Genomic DNA, 22,262 nt, shown 5'->3' with positions numbered 1-22,262 from the left:
CCGGTGGTCCGTCCGGCGTCGCCCGCGCCGGCCACACCCCCCGCCACCTCGCCGGCCCCACCGGTCCGGCCCGCACCGGTGCGGCCGGCCCCGGCCCGCACGGCGCCCGTCGCCCCACCGCCCTCGCTCGCGGAGGTGGGACGGGCGCGGGTGTCCGAGGAGCGCCTCGTGCTCGACGACGAGACGCCCGTCACGACCGTCACCGCCGCCCAGCGCGAGGGCGGCACGCTGCGGATCCTCCTGCAGTGGGAGCGGCAGGTGACCGCGCGCGGGCTGCAACGCTCCACCGATGTTCACCTCGGGTGCCTGTGGGAGACGCAGGACCGTCACTCGGGGGCGGTGCAGTCCCTCGGTGACCTGCTCATGGCCCCGGGGTACGGCGCGCGGCAGGTGCTGCGGCTCGGCCCGCGCAGCGAGGAGGCGGGGGAGGAGCTCCTCGTCGACGGCCGCCACGTGGACGTCCTGCGGCGCCTCGTGCTCTACCTGTACTCCACGAACGAGCAGGCGCCCGACTTCGCGGCGCTGGCCCCGCACCTGACGGTGCGGCGCCGCGACGGCAGCCGGCTGCAGATGTGGGCGGCCGGTGCCCCGGCGGGGGCGCGCACCTGCGCGCTCGCCTCGGTGCACCACGTCGCCGGCGACCTCGTGGTCCGCCGCGAGAACGAGTTCTTCCCCGGCCCCCAGGCCGAGGTCGCCGCCGCCTACGGCTTCGACGACCTCGAGTGGGGCCCGGGCGGGACGACGCCCCGCACCGCCTGAGCGCGGAACGGAGCGCCCCGACCAGACGTCCTCCCTGCGAGGGCACGCACAGCCGCGCGCACCTGCGCGCACGACGAGGAGGTAGGCATGTCGGTCAGCCTGGCCAAGGGACAGCGGTTGTCGCTGGAGAAGTCCGGCGGGGGTCAGCTCACGCGCGTCGTCATGGGCCTGGGCTGGGACGCCAGCGCCAAGGGCCTCTTCGGGCGCAGGAAGTCGATCGACGTCGACCTCGACGCGTCGTGCCTGCTCTTCGACGCCCGCGGGGCGCTCGTCGACCAGGTCTGGTTCCAGCAGCTGCGCAGCCGCGACGGCTCGGTCACGCACACGGGGGACAACCGCACCGGCGCGGGCGAGGGCGACGACGAGTCGATCATCGTCGACCTCACGGCCGTGCCCGCCGCGGTGACCAGCCTCGTCTTCACGGTCAACAGCTTCACGGGGCAGGACTTCACGCAGATCGAGAACGCGTTCTGCCGCCTGCTGGACGCCGCCGGCCCGCAGCCGACGGAGATCGCCCGCTACGAGCTCAGCGGGTCCGGGAAGCACAACGCGCAGGTCATGGCCAAGGTCGCGCGCGACGGGTCCGGGTGGGCCATGACGGCCATCGGCGCGATCGCGACGGGGCGGACCGTCAAGGACCTCGTCCCCGCCGTCGTCCCCTTCCTCTGAGCCGCGCGAAGACCGCGGCAGGCGCCCCCCGGTGCGTCACTTCTCCACGCTGAGCCCTGAGCAGCTCGAGCGCCTCTTCTGCGTGCCGCCGCGACCCGTCGACCTTACGGCGGGCCGCGACCAGCTCGCCGTCGCGCTCGGCGCCACCATCTACTGCCCCGCTACCCGCCAGCGGCTCGCGGGTGACCTGCTGCGCCTGGCCCGGCGCGGCTCGGTCAGCGCGGTGGCGTGCCTGGAGGACTCCGTCCCCGACGATCGCGTCGCCGAGGCCGAGGAGATCCTCGTGCGCGAGCTGACCGGGCTGGCCCGCACGCCCGGCTGGCGCGAGGACCCGCCGCTCATGCTGTTCGTGCGGACCCGCACGCCCGAGCAGCTGCTCAGCGTCGTCGAGCGTGCGGGCGTGGGCCTGGACTGCCTGCTCGGGTTCGTGCTGCCGAAGTTCGGCGGCGCGGGGCAGCCCGACCCCGCCGACTGGCTGGCCGCGGTGCGTCGGGCCTCGGACCTGGCGGGGCGGCGGCTGTGGGCCATGCCGGTGCTGGAGAGCCGCGACGTCGCCCACCTGGACACCCGGCACGAGGCGCTGTTCCGCATCCGCGAGGTCCTCGACGCCAACCGCGACCTCGTCCTGGCCGTGCGCACGGGTGCCACCGACCTGTCGGCGGCCTACGGCCTGCGCCGCCCGCGCGGCAGCACCGTGTGGGACGTCCGCGTCGTCGCCGACGTCCTCGGTGACGTCGTCAACGTCCTGGGCCGGGCGGACGGGACGGGCCACCCGATCACCGCGCCCGTCTGGGAGCACTTCGGCACGGGCGAGCGGGTGTTCCGCAGCGTCCTGTCGCCGGGCCCCTTCGCCGAGTCCGGGGCCGAGGAGTTGCGCGAGCAGCTCATCGACGACGACCTCGACGGGCTCGTGCGCGAGATCGTCCTGGACACCGTCAACGGCCTGCAGGGCAAGACCGTCATCCACCCCTCGCACGTGGCCGTCGTGCACGCCATGTCGGTCGTCACCCACGAGGACTGGACCGACGCCTCCGACGTCGTGGGCCAGGTCTCCGGCGGCGCCATGCGCTCCTCCTACCGCAACAAGATGAACGAGGCCGGGCCGCACCGGGCGTGGGCCGAGCGCGTGCTCGCGCGCGCGGACGCGTTCGGCGTCGCGTGCGAGGGCGTCACCTACGTCCAGGTCCTCAAGGCCCTCGACGAGGCGACCGTCGCCATCAAGGCGGCGGGCGGGTGAGCCTGGACTCCCGCCCCCCGGCCGGTCCCGCCGAGCCGGTGTGGTCCGGGGGCTGGGTGAGCGAGCGCCTCGGCCTGGAGCTCACCGGCGCCCCCGGGGCCGACGGCCTCGACGTCCACGACCTGCTCGGGCTCGCGCTGCGCCGCAACCCGCGCCGCGCCCACCTGCTCGTCTCCCGGGTCCTCGGCAAGCACGTGCCCACCGACCCGCAGCTCGTGCGGGCCGCGGCGCTGCGCCTCGGCGGGCGCGTCGCCCAGGCGCTGGGTGTGCCGGACGCCCCCGGGCCGACGACCGCCCGGTGGCGGGCGGCGCTCGCGGGCGACGGCGCCGCCGCCGCGGACGTCCTCGCGGCCAGCGTCCGCCCGCCCGCGCGGCCGGACGCGCTGGTCATCGGCTACGCCGAGACGGCGACGGGCCTCGGCCAGGGCGTCGCCGACGCGCTCGGCGGCCCGTGCCTGCACTCCACGCGGCGCGCGGTCCCGGCCGCTGCGGGCTACGCGGGCTTCGAGGAGGAGCACTCCCACGCCACCGGCCACCAGCTGCTGCCCACCGACGCCGCGGTGCTGCGGGCGCTCGCGGACCCCGCTGCGCCGCTGGTGCTCGTCGACGACGAGCTCTCGACCGGTCGTACGGTGGCGAACACGCTGGAGGTCCTGCACGCCCGCACCCCGCGCCGGCACTACGTCGTCGCCGGCCTGCTGGACGCCCGCGGACCCGCCGACCGCGCCCGGCTGGCCGGCCTCGCGGCCCGGCTCGGCACCCGCATCGACGTCGTGAGTCTCGTCGAGGGCTCCGTCGTGCTGCCCGACGGCGTCCTCGCCGCCGGCAGCGCGCTCGTCGCGGCCGCACCGCCCGCGCCCGTGCCGCGGCCCCGCGCGGTGCCCGCCGACGTCGAGCACGTGCGGCCGCGCTGGCCCGCCGGGGTGCCGCTGACCGCCCGGCACGGGACGTCACCCGCGGCCCGCGAGGCCCTCGTGGCCGCGCTGCCCGGGCTGGTCGCCGAGGTCGGCGCGGCCGTCGGCCCGGGCCCCGGGCCCGTGCTCGTCCTGGGCTCGGAGGAGCTGCTGCACGTCCCGCAGCTGCTCGCGGTCGGGCTCGCCGGCCCCGGCCGCGAGGTCCGCTCGAGCTCGACCACCCGCTCGCCCGTGCTCGCCGTCGACGACCCCGGCTACGCCGTGCGCTCCTCGGTCGCCTTCCGCAGCGCCGACGCGCCCGTCGACGGCCCCGGCCCGCGCTACGCGCACAACGTCTCCCGCCCCGGCGGGCCCTGGGCGGTCTGCGTGCTGGTCGTGGACGCGTCCTGCGACCCGGCGGCGCTCGCGGCCCCCGACGGGGTGCTGGCCGCGCTGCGCCCCCTCGCGCACCGGCTGCTGCTGGTGACGCTGCCCGACGACCCGCCCACCACCCCGGAGGCCTCCCCGTGACCGCCGTACCGCCCGCCTCCACCCCTCGGACCGGCTCGGCCGCCGGGCTGCCGGAGCCCCTGGTCGGGCCCGCGTTCGGCTCGTACGCGGCGGACGAGGTCAGCTGGCTGCTCACCGACCTCTCGGGCGTCGCGCTGGAGGCCCCGGCCGAGGAGCGCGAGGAGGCCGTGCAGTCCGGCGGCGCGCACTACGCCGAGTCCCTGCCCGTGGAGTACCAGCCCAGCGCGGAGTACCAGGCCCTGTTCGGCGAGGCGCTGCAGCGCTCGGCGCGGCGGGTGGCCCTCGGCGTCGGGGTCGTCGCCGAGCTGCTGCGCCGTGAGCGGGGCGAGGAGGTCGTCCTCGCCTCCCTGGCGCGGGCCGGCACCCCCGTCGGGGTCCTGCTGCGCCGCTGGGCCGCGCGCTCGGGCCTGGACTGGCCGCACCGCGCCGTGTCGATCGTGCGCGGGCGGGGCCTCGACGTCGTCGCGCTGCGCTGGCTCGCCGCCCACCACGACCCGGCCTCGGTGGTGTTCGTCGACGGCTGGACGGGCAAGGGCGCGATCGTCCGCGAGCTCACGCAGGCCCTGCTCGACTCCGGGGTGCCGGGGTTCTCCGACGACCTCGCCGTCCTCGCCGACCCGGGGTCCTGCGTGCGGACGTACGGGACCCGGGAGGACTACCTCATCCCCTCGGCGTGCCTGAACTCCACGGTGTCCGGCCTCGTCAGCCGCACGGTCCTCAACGACCGGCTGCTGCGGCCCGGGCAGTTCCACGGCGCGAAGTTCTACGCCGACCTCGCGCCCGCCGACGTGTCGGGGGAGTTCCGCGACGCCGTCTCGATGCTGTTCGACGACGTGACCGCCGAGGTGCCCGCCGCGGCTGACGCGGTGCAGGCGGGCGAGCGCACCGCGACGTTCTCGGGGTGGGCCGCCGTGGAGGACATCTCGCAGCGCTACGAGATCGGGGACGTGAACCTCGTGAAGCCCGGGGTGGGGGAGACGACCCGGGTGCTGCTGCGCCGCGTGCCGTGGCGGGTCCTCGTGCGCCCGGACGCCGAGCTCGGCCACCCCGGCGACCTCTCCCACGTGCGGCTGCTCGCCGACCAGCGCGGTGTCCCCGTCGAGGAGGTGCCCGGGCTGGCCTACAGCGCCGTCGGCCTCATCCACCCCCGGTTCACGCGCGGGGCCACGGGCGCCGACGGGCGGGCCGTGTGAGCCTGCTCGCCGCCAGCGACCTCGACCAGACCCTCGTCTTCTCCGAGCGGTCCTCGGCCCGCGACGTCGCGGACCTCGTGGCCGTGGAGGAGTACGAGGGGCGCACCATCTCCTGGGTCACCCCGCGGGCGTGGGCCCTGCTCGCCGACCTCGTCGCCACGGGCGACTTCCTGCCCGTCACGACGCGGACGCCGGCGCAGTACGCGCGCATCCGCTGGCCCGCGGCACCGCCGCGCCTCGCGGTGTGCGCCAACGGCGGGGTCCTGCTCGTCGACGGCGTCGCGGACGCGGCCTGGACGGCGCAGGTGCGCGGCAACCTGGCCGCGGCGCAGGCGCTACCCGCCGTCCACGACGTCCTCGCGCGGCTCGCCGCGGAGCTGCAGGCCCTGGTGCCAGGCTCCGGGGACCCCGCGGTCCGCAGCGTCGAGGGGCTGTTCGCCTACGTCGTCCTGCGCGAGGGCCAGCGGCCCCCGCTGGAGGGGCCGCGCCTCGGCGAGCTCACCGCGCTGCTCGACGGCTGGGGCTACGGCGTCTCGCTACAGGGCCGCAAGCTCTACGCCGTGCCCCGGGCCCTGACGAAGTCGGCCGCCGTGGCCGAGGTGGTGCGGCGCCGCGGCGCCCGCGGGTTCGTCGGCGCCGGTGACTCGCTGCTCGACGTCGACCTGCTCCTCGCGGCCGAGCGCGCCTGGCGCCCGGGGCACGGGGAGCTGCTGCGCAGCGGCTGGGACGACCCCGGCGTCGTCCTGGTGGACGCGGCCGGGGCCGCCGCTGGCGAGGTCATCGCCGAGCAGCTGCTGCTCGCCCTGCGCTGAGGCCCGCCGCGGACCGCTCCCGCCGCGGACGCTCAGCCGAGCGGTGGCGTGGCCGGTGCCTGCGGGACCGGCGACGGCACCGGGCCGTCCAGGGGCAGCGGCGTCGCCACGAGCAGGACGGCCGCGAGGAGCAGGAGCAGCAGGACGGCGGCGGCGACCGCCAGGGCGGACCGCCACCCCCGCAGCCCGGTGGAAGCCGGGGGAGCAGCGGCCGGGGGAGCACCGGCCGCGAGCGGCGGCGGTGCCGAGGTGGCTCCCGCGTGCCGGGAGGCGAGGGACGAGCGGAGACCCTTCAGGGGGTGGGCGACGACGGACGTCATGAGGGCAGGGTCCGCGCCCCCGCCCCTCGGCGCCAGGGGGAATCGCGCAGCGATCGTGCGGGGTTCCCCCTGGTCCGCCGCCGCCCTGACCGGCGGCCGGACCCGTCAGCCGCGCGTCACTTGATGGCGCCGCGCGTGACCCCGGACAGCACCCAGCGCTGGGCGAACACGTAGACGACGATCGTGGGCGCCATCGCCATCAGGTAGGACGCGAAGGCCACGTTGTAGTCGGTGGAGAAGGCCAGCTGGAAGATCTTCTGCACGACCGGGATGGTCTGCAGCGTCTGGTCGGCCGTGATGAGCGACGGCATCATGTAGTCGTTCCAGCTGGCGAGGAAGGCGAAGATCCCGACCGTGGCGTTCATGGGCGCCAGCAGGGGGAAGATCAGCCGCCAGAACACCTGCCACGTGCTCGCGCCGTCCATGCGGGCGGCCTCCTCGAGCTCGGCCGGGATCGAGCGCAGGAACGCGGAGTACAGCAGCACGCTGAACGAGAGCTGGAACATGATGTGCAGCAGCGCCACCCCGCCCGGGTTGGCCAGCCCGAGCACCGCGGTGAGCTTGACCTGCGGCAGGGCCACGACCGGGAAGGGGATGAACATCGCGGCCAGCAGGTAGACGTAGGACCAGCGGAACAGCCGGTGCTCCCAGTTGCGCACGATCGCGTACGAGGCGCAGGAGGCCAGCAGCAGCACGCCCGCGACGCTCACGGCGCTGACGGCCACCGAGACCAGGAAGGCGCGGGCGAAGCCCGTGAGGGTCCACGCGTCGGCGAAGCTCCCCCAGTTCAGCGGCGACGGCAGGGCGAACCCCGTGCCGGCGACGGCCTGCTCGGGCGTCTTGAACGCCATGACGACGGCGAAGTAGAGCGGCACGAGGACGGTCAGGGCCGCGAGCAGCAGCAGCGCGGTCAGGCCCCAGCCGCGGCCCCGCCGGCGGCGGCCGACGACCTGGAGGGGGCGCTGGGGACGGACGCCGCGGGAGGCGACACGTGCGGGGTCGACGGTGACCATCAGAGCGACACTCCTCGGCGGCGGATGATCTGGAGCTGCAGGACGGAGATGACGACGGTGAGGACGAAGAAGATCACCGCGTTGGCCATCTGGTAGGCGTAGTCGCCGCTGGTGAAGCCGGTGAAGATCGTCATCGCCACGCTGCGCGTGGCGGTGCCGGGACCGCCGTCGGTGAGGCCGACGATGATGTCGTAGGCGTTGAGGAAGTTCTTGAACCCCAGCACGGTGTTGATGACGACGTAGCCCGACACCAGCGGCAGGGTGATGCCCCAGAACTGCCGCCAGGCGGTCGCGCCGTCCAGGGCCGCGGCCTCGTACACGTCCTCGGGCACCGCGAGCAGCCCCGCCAGGTAGATGATCAGCGCGCTCGGGACCGCCTGCCACGCCGTCACCAGGACGACCGCGATCCACGCCAGGTCCGGGTTCGCGAGCAGGCTCTGCTCCAGCCCGGTGAGGCCCAGGGTGGCGGCCAGCGCGGGCAGCGAGGTGGAGAACAGGTAGTTGAAGACGAAGGCGATGACGATGCCCGACACGACCATCGGCAGGAAGAACGCGCCGCGCAGGGCCGTCTTGAGCTTGATGCGGGCGTTGAGCCCCAGGGCCAGCACGAGCGCCACGACGTTGACGAGCACCACGGTGACGACGGAGAACCCGATGGTGAAGCCGTAGGACTGCAGCACGTTCGGGTCGGTGAACAGCACGGCGTAGTTGGCCAGGCCGAGGAAGCGCCACTCGCCGAACCCGACGTAGTCGGTGAGGGAGATGAACGCCCCGGCCAGCGCGGGCAGGGTGATGAACACCGTGAACAGCACGATGGCGGGCAGCAGGAACAGGTAGGACACGCCGTCGGGGCGGCGGCGGGCCGCGCGGCTGCGGGTCACGGACAGGTCGTCCGGCTGCGGGGACCTCCCGCGGGAGGACCTCCCGCGCGGGGACTCCCCGCGCGAGGACGGGGCTGCGGTGGTGGCCACGAGATCTCCTTCGGTCGTGGGCGGGTCAGGCGGCCGAGCGGGCGGCGAGCCGCGCCCAGTCCTCGTCGATGCGGCGCAGCAGCTGCCCGCCGTCCCCGGTGCGCACGGCGTCCTGCAGGTAGTTCCCCACGGGGATCGACTGCGGGACGTAGGTGCTGGCGCCCTGGTAGATGCGGCCGGCGTCGAGCGCGGGCTGCAGGCCCACCAGGCGCGGGTCCTGCAGCGGGGCGGCGTCGCGCAGCGGTGACGTCGCGAGGTTGTCGTCGTTGTAGCGGGCGATGACCTTGGGGCCCATGAGCCACTGCAGGAAGGTGCGCGCTGCGCCCTGCTCCTGCGAGGCCGTGGGGATCCAGAGGGCCAGGTCGAGGTTCACGCGGGCCGCGGCCTGCCCGGGCTCCTCGGTCATCGGCAGCGGGAAGGTGCCCAGCGGCAGCGCCGGGTCCACCTTGGAGACCTCGCCCAGGGCCCACGGGCCCTGCAGGTACATGGCCGCCTCACCCCGCCCGAAGGCCAGGTTGCCGTCGGCGTAGGCGCGGCTCGCGGAGTCGGGGTTGGCGTAGGAGGCCAGCTCGACCATCTTCTCCGCGGCCTCCGCGAACACCTTCGAGAACGAGACGTCGGCGTCGGGCCCGGCGTCGGTGCCCTGGGCCCGCAGGTCCGCGAAGAACCCCGCCACGTCGACGGCGCTGCCCGTGCAGTAGTCGAACAGGCCCTGCTGCAGCGTCCAGACCTCCTGCGCGGTGAGGTAGAGCGGCGTCACCCCGGCGGCGCGGAAGGTCTGGCAGGCCGCGACGAGCTCGCTCCACGTCTGGGGCACCGCGACGCCGTTCTGCTCGAACAGGCGGGCGTTGTAGATGACGCCGGCCGAGGTGACCGAGTACGGCAGCACGTTCGTCTCGCCGCCGTTGCGGGCGAACTGGTCGACCAGGGACTGGTACTTGGGGTCGACGCGCTGCGCCTCGGGCAGGTCCGAGAGGTCCGTGAGGACGCCCGTCGAGACGTAGCCCCCGACCTCCAGGTTGTAGTTCCAGGCGGCCAGGTCCGGCGGGGCGTTGCGGACGAACTGCGGCACCAGGGGCGTCTGCGAGGAGTCGTGGACCGCCTGCACGCGGTCCTGGGCGGCGTCGAACTCCGCGACCAGCGCCGCGAAGTACTCGATCACCTCGGGCTTGTTCTGGAAGAAGCGGACGCTGCTGCGCCCGGCCGCGGAGGTGGGGTCGCCGCACCCGGCGAGGGCGGCCGTCGCGAGGCCGGCGCCGGTGGCGCGCAGCAGCGCCCGCCGGCTGAGGGGGGCTGGGGCAGTGGGCACGTCGTCGTCTCCCGGGGGGTGGGGGTGCCCCGGCGACGTCGGTGTCGCCGGGGCGGGGGCCGTCAGGTGGAGGGCGTCACGAGCCACGCGGTCGTCTCGCCGGGCAGCTCGGTGAGGAGGGCCAGCTGGTCCTCGGTCTGCGGGCCGCTGGAGAGCACGACGCGGCCGGCGGGCAGCGGCACGGGGCTCGTGCCGAGGTTGGTCACCGACGTCCACCCGCCGGGGCGGCGGAACTGCACCACACCCGCGGGCACGTCGTCGGCCCACTCGAGGGTCTCCGGGCTCTGCAGGCGGGCGCGGAGGGCGATCGCACGCCGGTACAGCGCGAGGGTCGAGGTCGCCTCGCCCTCCTGCCGCTCGACGGCGTAGTCCGCGAACCACGCGGGCTGGGGCAGGTGCGGGGACCCGTCGCCGAAGCCCAGGGCGGGCCCGGACGCGCTCCACGGCAGCGGGACGCGGCAGCCGTCGCGGCCCTTCTCGGTGCCCTGCGACCGGACCCAGGTCGGGTCCTGCAGGTCGGCGGCGTCGAGGTCGGCGACCTCGGGCAGGCCCAGCTCCTCGCCCTGGTAGAGGTAGGTGGAGCCGGGCAGGGCGAGCACCAGGGCGGTCGCCGCGCGGGCCAGGCGCAGGCCCCGCTCGACGTCGGGCGCCGGGTCGGTGCCCCCTCTCAGCAGCCACGCCTGGAGGTCGGTGCCCGCGGGCAGCGCGTAGCGCGTGGCGTGGCGGACGACGTCGTGGTTGGACAGCACCCACGTCGAGGACGTCCCCGACTCGCGGGCGAGCGCCAGGTTCTCCTCGACGGTGCGCCGGAACTGCCCGGCGTCCGGGTCGTCCATCAGCAGGTCGAAGTTGAACGCCTGGCCGAGGCCCTCGGGCGAGGCGTAGCGGGCCCGGCGGTGCGCCGGGACCCACGCCTCGGCGACGGCGGTGCGCGGCGGGTCGTACTCCTCGAAGACCGCGCGCCAGGCGCGGTAGACCTCGTGCACGGCGTCGCGGTCCTCGTAGGGGTGCCGGCCGTCGACGAGGGTGCCGGCGTCCAGCTCCGCCTGCGTCGGCAGCGGCTCGCTCAGGTCCTTGGTCAGCGCGTGGGCGACGTCGATGCGGAAGCCGTCGACGCCGCGGTCGGACCAGAACCGCAGGGTGGTGAGGAAGTCCTCGCGCACCTCGGGGTGGTCCCAGTTCCAGTCCGGCTGCTCGGGGGCGAAGAGGTGCAGGTACCAGTCGCCGTCGCCCACGGGTTCCCACGCGGGCCCGCCGAAGACGGCGCGCCAGTCGCTGGGGGGCCGCTCGCCGTCGGCGCCGAGACCGCGGCGGAAGACGTAGCGCGCGCGCTCGGGGGACCCGGGGCCTGCGGCGAGCGCCTCGCGGAACCAGCGGTGCCGGTCGGAGGAGTGGTTGGGCACGATGTCGACGACGACGCGGATGCCGTGCGCGTGCAGCGCGGCCACGAGGTCGTCGAACTGGGCGAGGGTGCCGATGCGGGGGTCGACGTCGCGGTGGTCGTCCACGTCGTAGCCGCCGTCGGCCAGCGCCGACGGGTAGAAGGGGCTCAGCCACACCGCGTCGACGCCGAGGGCCGCGAGGTGGGGGACGCGGGACGTGATGCCCGGCAGGTCACCCAGCCCGTCGCCGTCGGAGTCGGCGAAGCTGCGCGGGTACACCTGGTAGACGACGGCCTGCCGCCCCAGGCGGCTGCGTCGACGTCGTGGTCGAGGGCGCTCGTCAGGACCTCGTCGGCGGGGAACGTGTGGGTCACGGGCTGCTGCCCTCCTCATTGATGCGGAGCCTAAATCTAAGGCGTGGCTAAAGTAAGCCGCATCGAGCAGGAGGTCAAGGAACGTGACTCAGGACCACGGAGCGGGGGCGCCGACGGCGCTGCGGCGCCTGCGCGAGGCCAACGCCGCGGCCGTGCTGGACGTGGTGTGGGGCTCGGCGCCCGTGACGGGGTCGGACGTCATGGCCGTGACGGGGCTCTCGCGCGCCACGACGCACGACGTGTGCGAGGAGCTCATCGAGCTGGGCTGGGTGCGCGAGGTCGAGAACCAGCGCGAGCACGGCGACTACCGCAAGGGCCGCCCCGCGCGCCGCTACGGCTTCGACGGTCGCGGACGGGTCGTCGCCGGCGTGGACGCGGGCGAGCACCGCATCAGCGCGACGGTCACCGACCTGCACGGCGAGGTGCTCGGGCACGAGGAGGTCCTCGCGTCCTCGCGGCGCGCGACCGCCGCCGGCCGACTGGAGAGCATCGCGACCACGGTCCGCGCGGCCCTGCACGACGCCGCGGTGCCCGAGGCGCACCTGCTCGCCGTGGCCGTGGGGGTCCCGGCGCCCGTCGACGCCGCGGGCCTCACCCCGGCGCGCGGCAACGACTTCTGGGCCCGGATGAACCCCGACCTCGGTGGGCAGTTCGCGGCCGCTCACGGCTGGACGGTGCTCGTGGACAACGACGCGAACCTGGCCGCGCTGGCCGAGGGCTGGCGGGGCCACGGCCGCGGCGTGCGCAGCTACGTCACCCTGCTGGCCGGCGAGCGCTTCGGCGCGGGCGTCGTCGAGGACGGCACCCTGGTGCGCGGCGCCCGCGGCGGGGCGGGGGAGATGCGCTTCCTCGACCTGGTCGAGGGCGTGGGTTCCGCCGACGGGATCGCCGCGCGCGCCCGGGACGGGGCCCGCCGCGCCCTGGCCGGGAGCACGCAGCCCTCGGTCCTGCGCCGGCCCGCGGCCCCCGAGGCGGAGGACGTCTTCGCGGCGGCGAGGGCCGGCGACGAGCTCGCGCTGGACGTCCTGGCCGCGGTCGGCGACGTCACGGCCCGCGTCGTCGCGACCCTCGCGAGCGCCTTCGACACCGAGCGCGTCGTCGTGGCCGGGGCCGTGGCGGCTTCGGCGGAACCGGTGCTCGCCACCGCGCTGCAGCGGCTGCCGCGCTACTTCGACCCGCCGGTGCCGCAGGTGCACGCCTCGGAGCTCGGGGTGGACGTCGTCACGGTCGGGGCGGTCTGGCGCGCCCTCGACCACGTCCGGGCCACGGCCGTGACCACCGACCTGCACGACGAGCCGGAGCCCCTCGCCCTCGGCGGGTGATCCCCTAGCCCGCGGGTGCGTGCGTCAGAAGGAGTGCTCCTGGGTGGGGAAGGTGCCCCCGCGGACGTCGGCCGCGTAGCTGCGGGCGGCGTCGGTGAGCGTCGTGCGCAGGTCGGCGTAGCGCTTCACGAAGCGCGGGGTGCGGCCCGCCGTGAGGCCCGCGAAGTCCTGCCAGACGAGGACCTGGGCGTCGCAGTCGGGGCCGGCGCCGATGCCCACGGTGGGGATCTCCAGGGTGGTCGTGACGGTGCGCGCGACCGCCGCGGGCACCATCTCCAGCACCACCGCGAAGGCCCCGGCCGCGGCGACCGCGGTCGCGTCCGCGAGCACCGCCGACGCGGCGTCCCCGCGGCCCTGCACGCGGTAGCCGCCGAGGGCGTGCTCGGCCTGCGGTGTGAAGCCCACGTGACCCATGACGGGGATGCCCGCCGCGACCAGGGCGCGCACCCGGGCGGCGCTGCGCACGCCGCCCTCCAGCTTCACGGCGTGCGCGCCGGCCTCCTTGAGGAACCGCACGCCCGCGGCGACGGCCTGCTCGTCGGAGGCCTCGTACGAGCCGAAGGGCAGGTCGGCCACCACGAGGGCGTGCGGGGCGCCGACCACGACGGCCCGCACGAGGGGGATCAGGTCGTCGACCGTCACGGGCAGGGTCGTCGGGTGGCCGAAGACCGTGTTGCCGGCCGAGTCCCCGACCAGCAGGACGGGGATCTCCGCGTCGTCGAACACGCTGGCGCTCAGCACGTCGTAGCTCGTGAGCATGGCCCACTTCTCGCCGCGCGCCTTCAGCTCCGCGAGGTGGTGCACCCGGGTGCGCCGCCGCGGCGACGGCTCCGCGGCCACGGCCCCGCCGTAGGGACCGCTCACGCGGTCCCGCCCGTCGGGACCTCGTCGGTCTTCACGTCGACGGGCGGGGCGAGCGTCGCCGAGGCGGCCGCCTCCCGCCACCGGCTCGAGATGGGCAGGCGGCGGTCGCGGCCGAACGCCTTGTAGGAGATCTTCGGGCCCGGCGCGAACTGGCGGCGCTTCCACTCCGCGCGGTCGACGAGCGTGACGACGGAGTCGACGACGGTCGCGTCGAAGCCCTCGCTCAGCAGGTCCGCGCGGCCGCGGTCGCCCTCGACGTAGTCCTCGAGGATCGCGTCCAGCACCTCGTAGGGCGGCAGCGAGTCCTGGTCGGTCTGGTCGGGCCGCAGCTCCGCCGACGGCGGCTTGCTGATGGTGTTCTCGGGGATCGGCGCCTCCTCGCCGCGCGACTCCGCGTCGGCGTTGCGCCAGCGCGACAGCGCCCACACCAGCGTCTTCGGGACGTCCTTCAGCGGCGCGTACCCGCCGACGGAGTCCCCGTACAGCGTCGAGTACCCCACGGCCAGCTCGCTCTTGTTGCTGGTGGCCAGGGTCAGGTGGCCCTCCTGGTTCGCGAGGCCCATGAGTGTCGTGCCGCGCACGCGCGCCTGCAGGTTCTCCTCGGCCACGCCCGTGAGCGGGACCGTCGCGAGGAACGCGTCGACCATCGGGGCGATCGGGTACTGGCGGTAGCGCAGGCCCGTGCGGCGGGCGAGGTCCGCGGCGTCGTCCTGGGAGTGCTGCGAGGAGTAGCCGGACGGCAGCGAGATGCCCTGGACGTTCTCGCCGCCGATCGCGTCGACCGCGAGCGAGGCGACCAGCGCCGAGTCGATGCCGCCCGAGACCGCGATGATGACGGAGCGGAACCCGTTCTTGCGCACGTAGTCCCGGATCCCGAGGACCAGCGCGGCGTGCACGTCGGCGACGTCCGGCAGCGGTTCGTGCACCGCGGACGCGCGCCGCTCGTAGGCCGGCACGGGGTCGGCGCTGACGACGATGCGCTGCACCGAGCCCTCCCAGCCGGGCGAGGGGTCCGCGGCCGCGAGTTCCAGGTCGACGACCACGAGGTCCTCCCGGAACTGCGGCCCGCGCGCGACGACCTCGCCGTCGGCGACGACGAGGGAGTCGCCGTCGAAGATCAGCTCGTCCTGGCCGCCCACGGCGTTGACGTAGGCGATGGGGCAGCCCGCCTCCGCGGCGCGGCGCGCCACGAGCTCGAGCCGGACGTCGTCCTTGTTGCGCTCGTAGGGGGAGGCGTTGATGACCGCGAGCAGCCCGGCGCCGGCGTCCCCGGCCTGCTGCACGGGCCCGCCGTCCTGCCAGAGGTCCTCGCAGATCGCGATCGCGACGTCGACGCCCCGCACCCGCACCACGACGAGGTCGTCGCCCGGCACGAAGATGCGGTACTCGTCGAAGACGCCGTAGTTCGGCAGGTGGTGCTTGGCGTAGCGGGCCACGACCCGGCCGCCGTGCAGGACGGCCGCGCAGTTCTGCGGCAGCCCGTGCGGACGCCCCTCGGTGGCCCCGGGCCGCGTGTCCGCCTCCGCCCGGTCGATGTAGCCGACCACGACGGGCAGGTCCCCGAACCCGTCGTCGGCGAGGTCGCGCGCCAGCGCGCTCAGCGCCGCCTGCGAGGCGTCGACGAAGGACTTGCGCAGCGCGAGGTCCTCCACCGGGTACCCGGTGAGCGCGGTCTCGGGGAAGAGGACGAGGTGCGCCCCGTCCTCCGCCGCGCGCCGCGTCCACGTCCGCACCGCCTGCGCGTTGGCGTCGAGGTCGCCGACCGTCGTGTTGATCTGAGCCATGGCCACCCGGAGCTGAGGCATGCCCGCAGCCTAGTGAGGCCCGCGAGGCCCGCCCGCCCGGCCGTCCCCACCGCCGCACCAGGAGGCCCGGGACCGCGACACGACGGCGGTGACGGCAGGGAAGGGGCTGTCCTGACGACCCGAGCCCTGCCTCGGCGGACGTCCTTACCCGGGTCGCCGCAGGGTCCACAGGGCGCAGCCGCGCGCGGTCGTCCACCGAGGCGTCGCGCGACCTCGGCCCGACGAGCGCCCGCGCCCAGGGTGTCCTCGTGGAACCCCTCCCGGACAGCCTCCGCGTCGTCCTGCAGCAGCAGGACGGGCTCGTGACGACCGCGCAGGTCCTGGGCGCGGGGGTGCCGCGCGGGCAGCTGCGGTGGGCGCTCGAGAGACGCTGGCAGCTCGTGCACCGCGGCGTGGTGGTGACCACGACGGGTGCGCTGACGCCGCACCAGCGCCTCGTCGCGGCCCAGCTGTTCGCCGGCGAGGGCGCGTACCTCGCCGCGACGACCGCGGCGCGGTGGCACGGCGTCGAGTCGGCCGGTCGGGACACCGTCGTGCGGATGACCGCCGCGCCGGGCCGGGAGTCCAAGGCGTCGCCCGGAGTCCTCGTGCGGCGGACCCACCGTCCCGACGCGCGGCCGTGGCGGCGGGGCCCCCTCCTGATCAGCAGCCCGGCGCGGGCGGTGGCCGACGCCGCCCGCCTGCTGCGCGGCGACGCCGTCCGGGCCGTCGTCGTCGAAGCGCTGCAGCGCCGGCTCGTCACCACCGCGCAGCTCGTGTCGGAGGTCGAGCTGGGGCCCCGGCGCGGGAGCGCGTCCGTCCGCGCGGCGGTGCTGACCGCCAGTGGCGGGGCATGGTCCCTGCCCGAGGTGGCCCTGCTGGACCTCCTGCGGGGCAGCCGCAGCCTGCCGGGAGTCCGGGCGAACCCCCTGCTGCTCGACGCCTCCGGGGACCGGCTGCCCCGGCCCGACGCCTGGATCGACGACGTCGCCCTCGCGGTGCAGGTGCACTCGCGCCGTCACCACTGCGCCGAGGACGACTGGCGCGCGACGCTGCGCACCGACACGGCGCTCGGCGCCGCCGGCGTTGCGGTCCTCGCCTTCACCCCGCGGGAGATCGCCACCGAGCCTGCGCGTGTGCTCGCGTCGGTCGAGAGCGCGCACCGCAACCTCGCGGCGCGGGGCGGGCGGCCCGCCGTCGTCGCGGTCGGAGGGTGACGCCCGGGGTGGCGACGGGTGTGGCGGCAGGGGGCCGGTCGCCCAGGCAGCCGTGCTCCTGCCTCCACGTCCGTCGCCATCGGGGCCCGCCACCCCGCTCGCCGACCGCGCTCGGGGAGCGCTGCCAGGGCTCCGCGGGGCGCTGCCCCGCGCGGGGGGCGGGATGGGGGAGGATGACGGCGGTGCGCGCCGAGCCGTGGTGCGCGCCGGGACCGACGACGGGAAGGGTGGCCATGGACCGCCAGCAGGAGTTCGTGCTGCGAACGCTGGAGGAGCGGGACATCCGCTTCGTCCGGCTGTGGTTCACCGACGTCATCGGGACGCTGAAGTCGGTGGCGATCGCCCCGGCCGAGCTCGAGGGCGCCTTCGGTGAGGGCATCGGCTTCGACGGCTCGGCCATCGAGGGCCTGTCGCGCGTGTCGGAGTCCGACATGCTCCTGAAGCCGGAACCGTCGACCTTCCAGGTCCTGCCGTGGCGCAGCGACTCCGAGCACCAGGGCACGGCCCGCATCTTCTGCGACATCCTCACGCCCGACGGGCAGCCCGCGCGCTCGGACCCCCGCTTCGTGCTCAAGCGGGCCCTCGACCGGGCCGCGCAGCACGGCTACACCTTCTACACGCACCCCGAGATCGAGTTCTACCTGTTCAACGGGCCGCTCAAGCGCGACGAGCTGCCGGAGCCGGTCGACTACGTCGGCTACTTCGACAACTTCCCCGGCGGCACCACCCACGACTTCCGCCGCAGCGCGATCTCGGTGCTGGAGAGCATGGGCATCTCGGTGGAGTTCAGCCACCACGAGGGCGGCCCGGGGCAGAACGAGATCGACCTGCGCTACGCCGACGCCCTGACGACCGCGGACAACATCATGACGTTCCGCACGGTCCTCAAGGAGGTCGCGGGGGAGATGGGCCTCTTCGCGAGCTTCATGCCGAAGCCGCTGCAGGGGCACCCGGGTTCGGGCATGCACACCCACCTGTCGCTCTTCGACGGCGACGCCAACGCCTTCTACGAGCCGGGTGCGGAGTACCAGCTGTCGCGGACCGGCCGGCAGTTCATCGCGGGCATCCTGCGCCACGCCGCGGAGATCACGGCCGTGACCAACCAGTTCGTCAACAGCTACAAGCGGCTGTGGGCCGGGGGCGAGGCCCCGAGCTACGTCTGCTGGGGGCACAACAACCGCTCCGCCCTCGTGCGGGTGCCGATGTACAAGCCCAGCAAGGGCCAGTCGGTGCGCGTGGAGTACCGCGCGCTGGACTCCTCCGCGAACCCGTACCTGGCCTTCGCGCTCCTGCTCACCGCGGGGCTGAAGGGCATCGAGGAGGGCTACGACCTCCCCGACGGCGCTGAGGACGACGTCTGGTCGCTCACCGACGCGGAGCGCCGCTCGATGGGCATCGAGCCGCTGCCGCAGAGCCTCGAGCACGCCATCGCGATCATGGAGCGCTCGGAGCTCGTCGCCGAGGCCCTCGGCGAGGGCGTCTTCGACTTCTTCCTGCGCAACAAGCGCCAGGAGTGGGCGGAGTACCGCTCGCAGGTGACCCCGTTCGAGCTGCAGCGCTACCTGCCGCTGCTCTGAGCGGCAGCCGGTCCGCCCGTGGGTGCCAGGTCAGGAGGGTGAGCAGGTGACGCGTGCCGCCGCCCCCACCGGGCGCCGGGCCGGGGCCCTCGCCCTGCTCGTGCGCGCGGGCTTCGCCGACCCCGAGCGGGCGCTGAAGCTGCTGCGCGACCGGGCACTGGCCGACGTCGTCGAGGTCGACGAGGACGGGTCGGTCCCGGCCGAGCACGCCACGACGTCGCTCGTGCGGGCGCTCGGGCGCACCGCCGACCCCGACCAGGCGCTGCTGGCGCTGGTGCGCTGGACCGAGGCGCTCGCGGGCGGCCTGGACCGGGCGTCGGCGCCGCACGAGGCCGAGGGGGTCGCGGCGGCGTTCAACCTGCTGCGCGACGGGGACCTCCGCGAGGCCGTCGGGACGCGCGCCCGGCTACTTGCGGTGCTCGGCGGTTCCGTCGCCCTGGGCGACCACTTCGTGCGCTACCCGCGGCACTGGACGGTGCTGGCCTCGGCGTCGGCGCCCGACGCGGGGGAGCTGCGGGCCGAGCTCCTGCAGGCCGTGGGCGCCGACCCGGCCGCGGCCGTGCCCGTCGCCGGGCAGGGCCGCCGGGGCCGCCCACCGGGCGACGCGCTCCGCATCGCCTACCGGCGGCGGCTCGTGGGCCTCGCGGGCCGCGACCTCGCCTCGCCCGACCCGACGGCCGTCCTGCACGCCACGGCGTGGGAGCTCGCCGACCTCGCCACGGGTGCCCTGGAGGCGGCCCTGGCCATCGCCCGCTCGGAGGAGCCCGACGCCGGTGCGGCCGCCCGCATCGTCGTGATGGGCCTCGGCAAGACCGGGGGCCGGGAGCTGAACTACCTCTCCGACGTCGACGTCGTCTACGTCGTCGAACCCGCCGAGGGGTACGCCGAGGAGGAGGCGCTGCGCGTCGGCGCGCGCCTCGCCGTGGCGCTGCAGCGCACCTGCTCCACCCCGACCGCCGAGGGTTCCCTGTGGGAGGTCGACGCGGGCCTGCGGCCCGAGGGCAAGAACGGTCCCCTCGTGCGGACCCTGGCCAGCCACGTCGAGTACTACCGGCGGTGGGCGAAGACGTGGGAGTTCCAGGCCCTGCTCAAGGTCCGGCCCGTCGCCGGCGACTTCGCGCTCGGCTGGGACTACGTGCGCGCGGTCGCCCCGATGGTCTGGAGCGCCAGCGAGCGCGACGGGTTCGTCGAGGACGTGCAGGCCATGCGCCGCCGCGTCGAGGCGCACATCCCGTCCAAGGAGGCCGACCGCCAGCTCAAACTGGGCCGGGGCGGCCTGCGCGACGTGGAGTTCTCCATCCAGCTGCTGCAGATGGTGCACGGCCGCACCGACGACCGGTTGCGGCGCAGCTCGAACACCCTCGAGGCGCTCGACGACCTCGCGGCCTTCGGCTACGTCGGGCGCCACGACGCGGGGGAGCTGGACCGCGACTACCGGCTGCTGCGCTCCCTGGAGCACCGCATCCAGGTGTTCCGCATGAGGCGCACCCACGTGCTGCCGACCGGCGAGGTGGACCGCCGGCGCCTCGGCCGCTCGCTCATGCTGCGCGCCGACCCGGTCCACCAGCTCGACGAGGTGTGGCGGGGCACGCGCCGCGACGTGCGCCGCCTGCACGAGAAGCTGTTCTACCGGCCGCTGCTGTCGGCCGTGGCCCGGCTCTCCGCCGCCGACGCGCGCCTGGACGGCCAGCTCAGCCCCGCCGCGGCCCGCGAGCGCCTCGCCGCCCTCGGCTACCGCGACCCGGCCGGCGCCCTGCGCCACCTCGAGGCCCTGACCAGCGGGGTGAGCCGGCGCGCGAGCATCCAGCGCACGCTGCTGCCCGTCATGCTCGGCTGGTTCGCCGACGGCGCCGACCCGGACGCCGGGCTGCTCGCCTTCCGGCAGGTGTCGGAGGCGCTCGGCGGCACGCAGTGGTACCTCACGATGCTGCGCGACTCCGGCGCCGCCGCCGAGCGCCTCGCCCACGTGCTGTCCGCGGCGCGGCTGCCCGCGGAGCTGCTGCTGCGCAGCCCCGAGGCCGTCGCGGTTTTCGCCGACGACGACCGCCTCGCCGCCTACGACGTGTCCGAGGTGCTCGAGGCCGCGGCCGCCGCGGCGGAGCGCCGCACCGACCCGGGCTCCGCGGTCGCGGCCGTGCGGGCCGTGCGGCGGCGGGAGCTGTTCCGCACGGTCGTCGCCGACCTCGTCGGCCGGCGCGACCTGGCCGGGGTGGGCCGGGCGCTCGCCGACGCCGACCAGGCGGCCCTGGAGGTCGCGCTGCGGGTCAGCACCCGCGCCGTACAGCAGCGCACCGGGACGCCGCTGCCGACCCGGCTGCTCGTCGTCGGCATGGGGCGCCTGGGCGGGGCGGAGACCGGCTACGGCAGCGACGCGGACGTCCTCTTCGTCCACGACCCGCTCCCCGGCGCCGCCGAGACCGACGCCCAGCAGGCCGCCACGGCGGTCGTGGCGGAGCTGCGGCGCCAGCTCGCGGTGGCCGGCCCCGAACCCGCGCTCGAGGTCGACGCCGACCTGCGCCCCGAGGGCCGCAACGGCCCCCTCGTGCGCTCGCTCGCGTCCTACCGCGCCTACTACGTCCGCTGGTCGCAGCCCTGGGAGGCGCAGGCGCTGCTGCGGGCGCGGCCCGTCGCAGGCGACGCGGACCTGGGCGAGGAGTTCCTCGCCCTGGTGGACCCGCTGCGCTGGCCCGCGGGCGGTCTCGACGAGGCGGCCGTGCGCGAGGTGCGCCGCATCAAGGCGCGCGTCGAGGGCGAACGGCTGCCGCGGGGCGCGGACCCGCTGCGGCACCTCAAGCTCGGGCGCGGCGGGACCTCGGACGTGGAGTGGACCGCGCAGCTGCTGCAGCTGTGCGGCGCGGGCGAGCACGCGGCGCTGCGCACGACGTCGACGCTGGGGGCGCTGTCCGGTGCGGTGCAGGCCGGGCTGCTGGACGCGGACGACCACGAGGTGCTCGTGCAGGCGTGGGACCTCACGTCGCGGGCCCGCAACGCCCTCACGCTGTGGCGGGGGCGCCCCGGCGACTCGCTGCCCACGCAGCGCCGCGACCTCGACGGCCTGGCGCGGTTGTTCGGGTTCGAACCGGGCAGCTCCGCGGAGTTCGAGGAGCTGTACCTGCGGACCACGCGCCGCGCCCGGGCCGTCGTCGAGCGGGTGTTCTACGGCCGCTGAGCCTCACGGGTGGGACGTGACGGATCGCCTGCCGGGGGACCCGCGCGGCCACCAGCCTCGCGAGCGCCACTCCGCGCCGCGAACCGGGAGCCGTCGTGATCCGCGTCCTGCCTGCCGTCCTCGAGCTCGCCCTGCTCGTGTTCTGCCTCATCGACTGCGTGCAGAGCGAACCGGGCCGGGTGCGGAACCTGGCCAAGGGCTGGTGGATCGTCCTCATCGTGGTGCTCCCGCTCGTCGGGGGCGTCGCGTGGCTCGTGGCGGGCCGGCCGCTGGCCGCGTCGCCCGTGCGGCGCACCGGGTTCCCGCAGGAGGAGCAGGCGCCGGCGTGGGAGTCGCCGCGGGCCGTGGGCGAGCGGGTCCGCGCCGAGCAGGCCCGCGTCGACGCCGAGTACGACGAGGCCGTGCGCCGGGCCCGCGCGCGCGGGCAGGGCCTCGCCGCCGACTGAACCCCGCCACTGGTCCTCGCCCCCGCCGCCTGTCCGACCGCGGTCGGACCGCCACGCGTGGAGCGCCCGGGCGGGGGTAGGTCCCCGGCAGCCCCGGGGCCGGCCCGGGGGAGGGCAGCAGCGCAGGGAGGCACTCGTGAGCGAGGAAGCAGGCACCGGGCAGGCGTCGGAGGACATCGAGCTCGAGGACGTCGGCCCCGGCGAGGCGGCGGGGCGCGTCGGGCAGGCCCCCACGGCCACCGACGTGGACGACCCCGAGCGCTCGTCGCGGAACACCACGGCGGGCACGGGCTCGCAACCCGGCGAGGGCCGCGTGCACCCGGACGCCGACGGAGGCGTCGACCCCTCCGCGAGCATCGAGCCGCACAACGAGGGTCGCGTCTGATCGGGGCGCCGAACCGGCCGCGGGGCCGGGTGACC

Annotated in this window: 16 protein-coding genes and 2 pseudogenes; 11 read left to right on the top strand and 7 right to left on the bottom strand. The window is 75.7% G+C overall.

Features of this window, described 5'->3' with window-relative positions; genetic code table 11:
* The 5 genes and pseudogenes from F1544_RS17090 to F1544_RS17070 all read left to right on the top strand — a co-directional run.
* Window positions 1–759: pseudogene (locus F1544_RS17090) on the top strand (TerD family protein); the annotation flags it as partial.
* An 87-nt stretch (window positions 760–846) separates the two neighbouring features.
* Window positions 847–1,428 (top strand): TerD family protein, encoded by a 582-nt coding sequence (locus F1544_RS17085; RefSeq protein WP_167587332.1) that lies wholly within the window; start codon window positions 847–849, stop codon window positions 1,426–1,428.
* A 31-nt stretch (window positions 1,429–1,459) separates the two neighbouring features.
* Complete coding sequence (locus F1544_RS17080; protein WP_167587331.1) at window positions 1,460–2,665, top strand: HpcH/HpaI aldolase/citrate lyase family protein; 1,206 nt, start codon at window positions 1,460–1,462, stop codon at window positions 2,663–2,665.
* Window positions 2,662–5,282: pseudogene (locus tag F1544_RS26860) on the top strand (phosphoribosyltransferase). Before F1544_RS17080 ends, F1544_RS26860 begins: the two are co-directional and overlap by 4 nt.
* Entirely contained in the window at window positions 5,279–6,094 is an 816-nt protein-coding gene (locus F1544_RS17070) for an HAD family hydrolase (protein ID WP_167587330.1), read from the top strand. Before F1544_RS26860 ends, F1544_RS17070 begins: the two are co-directional and overlap by 4 nt.
* Before the next feature lie 32 nt (window positions 6,095–6,126).
* Here F1544_RS17070 and F1544_RS17065 read toward each other — a convergent pair whose 3' ends face one another.
* From F1544_RS17065 to F1544_RS17045, 5 genes are all read right to left on the bottom strand, one after another.
* Window positions 6,127–6,414 (bottom strand): hypothetical protein, encoded by a 288-nt coding sequence (locus tag F1544_RS17065; RefSeq protein ID WP_167587329.1) that lies wholly within the window; start codon window positions 6,412–6,414, stop codon window positions 6,127–6,129.
* Between the two features lie 116 nt (window positions 6,415–6,530).
* Window positions 6,531–7,427, bottom strand: a complete 897-nt coding sequence (locus tag F1544_RS17060) for a carbohydrate ABC transporter permease (protein WP_167587328.1) — start codon at window positions 7,425–7,427, stop codon at window positions 6,531–6,533.
* A complete protein-coding gene (locus tag F1544_RS24755) occupies window positions 7,427–8,398 on the bottom strand; it encodes a carbohydrate ABC transporter permease (protein ID WP_208972074.1) in 972 nt (323 codons plus the stop codon). The genes F1544_RS17060 and F1544_RS24755 overlap by 1 nt, the downstream gene beginning before the upstream one ends.
* A gap of 25 nt (window positions 8,399–8,423) precedes the next feature.
* Window positions 8,424–9,707, bottom strand: coding sequence for an ABC transporter substrate-binding protein (locus tag F1544_RS17050; protein ID WP_208972073.1), 1,284 nt, complete (start codon window positions 9,705–9,707; stop codon window positions 8,424–8,426).
* A 62-nt stretch (window positions 9,708–9,769) separates the two neighbouring features.
* Window positions 9,770–11,482, bottom strand: coding sequence for a glycoside hydrolase family 13 protein (locus F1544_RS17045; protein WP_167587327.1), 1,713 nt, complete (start codon window positions 11,480–11,482; stop codon window positions 9,770–9,772).
* A 64-nt stretch (window positions 11,483–11,546) separates the two neighbouring features.
* On the opposite strand from F1544_RS17045, the gene F1544_RS17040 reads away from it, so the two are divergent.
* Window positions 11,547–12,785, top strand: a complete 1,239-nt coding sequence (locus F1544_RS17040; protein ID WP_167587326.1) for an ROK family protein — start codon at window positions 11,547–11,549, stop codon at window positions 12,783–12,785.
* Between the two features lie 24 nt (window positions 12,786–12,809).
* Here the strand turns inward: F1544_RS17040 and panB are convergent, their stop codons facing one another.
* Both panB and F1544_RS17030 read right to left on the bottom strand, forming a co-directional pair.
* Window positions 12,810–13,649, bottom strand: coding sequence for a 3-methyl-2-oxobutanoate hydroxymethyltransferase (gene panB / locus F1544_RS17035; protein WP_167587325.1), 840 nt, complete (start codon window positions 13,647–13,649; stop codon window positions 12,810–12,812).
* Window positions 13,646–15,454 carry an NAD+ synthase gene (locus tag F1544_RS17030; protein WP_167587324.1) on the bottom strand — a complete coding sequence of 603 codons (1,809 nt, stop codon included), beginning with the start codon at window positions 15,452–15,454 and terminating at the stop codon, window positions 13,646–13,648. Before F1544_RS17030 ends, panB begins: the two co-directional genes overlap by 4 nt.
* A 248-nt stretch (window positions 15,455–15,702) precedes the next feature.
* Here F1544_RS17030 and F1544_RS17025 point away from each other — a divergent pair, with 248 nt between their 5' ends.
* The 5 genes from F1544_RS17025 to F1544_RS17005 all read left to right on the top strand — a co-directional run bounded on the left by F1544_RS17025 (window position 15,703) and on the right by F1544_RS17005 (window position 22,227).
* Window positions 15,703–16,650 carry a hypothetical protein gene (locus F1544_RS17025; RefSeq protein ID WP_167587323.1) on the top strand — a complete coding sequence of 316 codons (948 nt, stop codon included), beginning with the start codon at window positions 15,703–15,705 and terminating at the stop codon, window positions 16,648–16,650.
* A gap of 233 nt (window positions 16,651–16,883) precedes the next feature.
* Window positions 16,884–18,227 carry a glutamine synthetase family protein gene (locus F1544_RS17020; protein WP_167587322.1) on the top strand — a complete coding sequence of 448 codons (1,344 nt, stop codon included), beginning with the start codon at window positions 16,884–16,886 and terminating at the stop codon, window positions 18,225–18,227.
* A 46-nt stretch (window positions 18,228–18,273) separates the two neighbouring features.
* Window positions 18,274–21,396 carry a bifunctional [glutamine synthetase] adenylyltransferase/[glutamine synthetase]-adenylyl-L-tyrosine phosphorylase gene (locus F1544_RS17015; protein WP_167587321.1) on the top strand — a complete coding sequence of 1,041 codons (3,123 nt, stop codon included), beginning with the start codon at window positions 18,274–18,276 and terminating at the stop codon, window positions 21,394–21,396.
* A gap of 95 nt (window positions 21,397–21,491) precedes the next feature.
* The gene (locus tag F1544_RS17010) at window positions 21,492–21,842 is read left to right on the top strand and encodes a PLD nuclease N-terminal domain-containing protein (protein WP_167587320.1); all 351 of its coding nucleotides are present in this window, start codon (window positions 21,492–21,494) and stop codon (window positions 21,840–21,842) included.
* A 136-nt stretch (window positions 21,843–21,978) separates the two neighbouring features.
* Window positions 21,979–22,227: a hypothetical protein gene (locus F1544_RS17005; protein ID WP_167587319.1), complete on the top strand. Its 249-nt coding sequence runs from the start codon at window positions 21,979–21,981 to the stop codon at window positions 22,225–22,227.
* The last annotated feature ends 35 nt before the right edge of the window (window positions 22,228–22,262 follow it).

This window comes from Kineococcus rubinsiae (assembly GCF_011839805.1).
GTDB lineage: Bacteria > Actinomycetota > Actinomycetes > Actinomycetales > Kineococcaceae > Kineococcus > Kineococcus rubinsiae.
Note: the sequence above shows the minus strand (reverse complement) of the source record. Positions and strands in the feature narration are given on the sequence as shown.

Excerpts from the sequence above, each read along its gene's own strand:
- F1544_RS17085 (WP_167587332.1), top strand. The coding sequence starts at position 847 with ATGTCGGTCAGCCTGGCCAAGGGACAGCGGTTGTCGCTGGAGAAGTCC.
- F1544_RS17065 (WP_167587329.1), bottom strand. The coding sequence starts at position 6,414 with ATGACGTCCGTCGTCGCCCACCCCCTGAAGGGTCTCCGCTCGTCCCTC.
- F1544_RS17060 (WP_167587328.1), bottom strand. The coding sequence starts at position 7,427 with ATGGTCACCGTCGACCCCGCACGTGTCGCCTCCCGCGGCGTCCGTCCC.
- F1544_RS17045 (WP_167587327.1), bottom strand. The coding sequence starts at position 11,482 with ATGAGGAGGGCAGCAGCCCGTGACCCACACGTTCCCCGCCGACGAGGT.
- F1544_RS17030 (WP_167587324.1), bottom strand. The coding sequence starts at position 15,454 with ATGCCTCAGCTCCGGGTGGCCATGGCTCAGATCAACACGACGGTCGGC.
- F1544_RS17020 (WP_167587322.1), top strand. The coding sequence starts at position 16,884 with ATGGACCGCCAGCAGGAGTTCGTGCTGCGAACGCTGGAGGAGCGGGAC.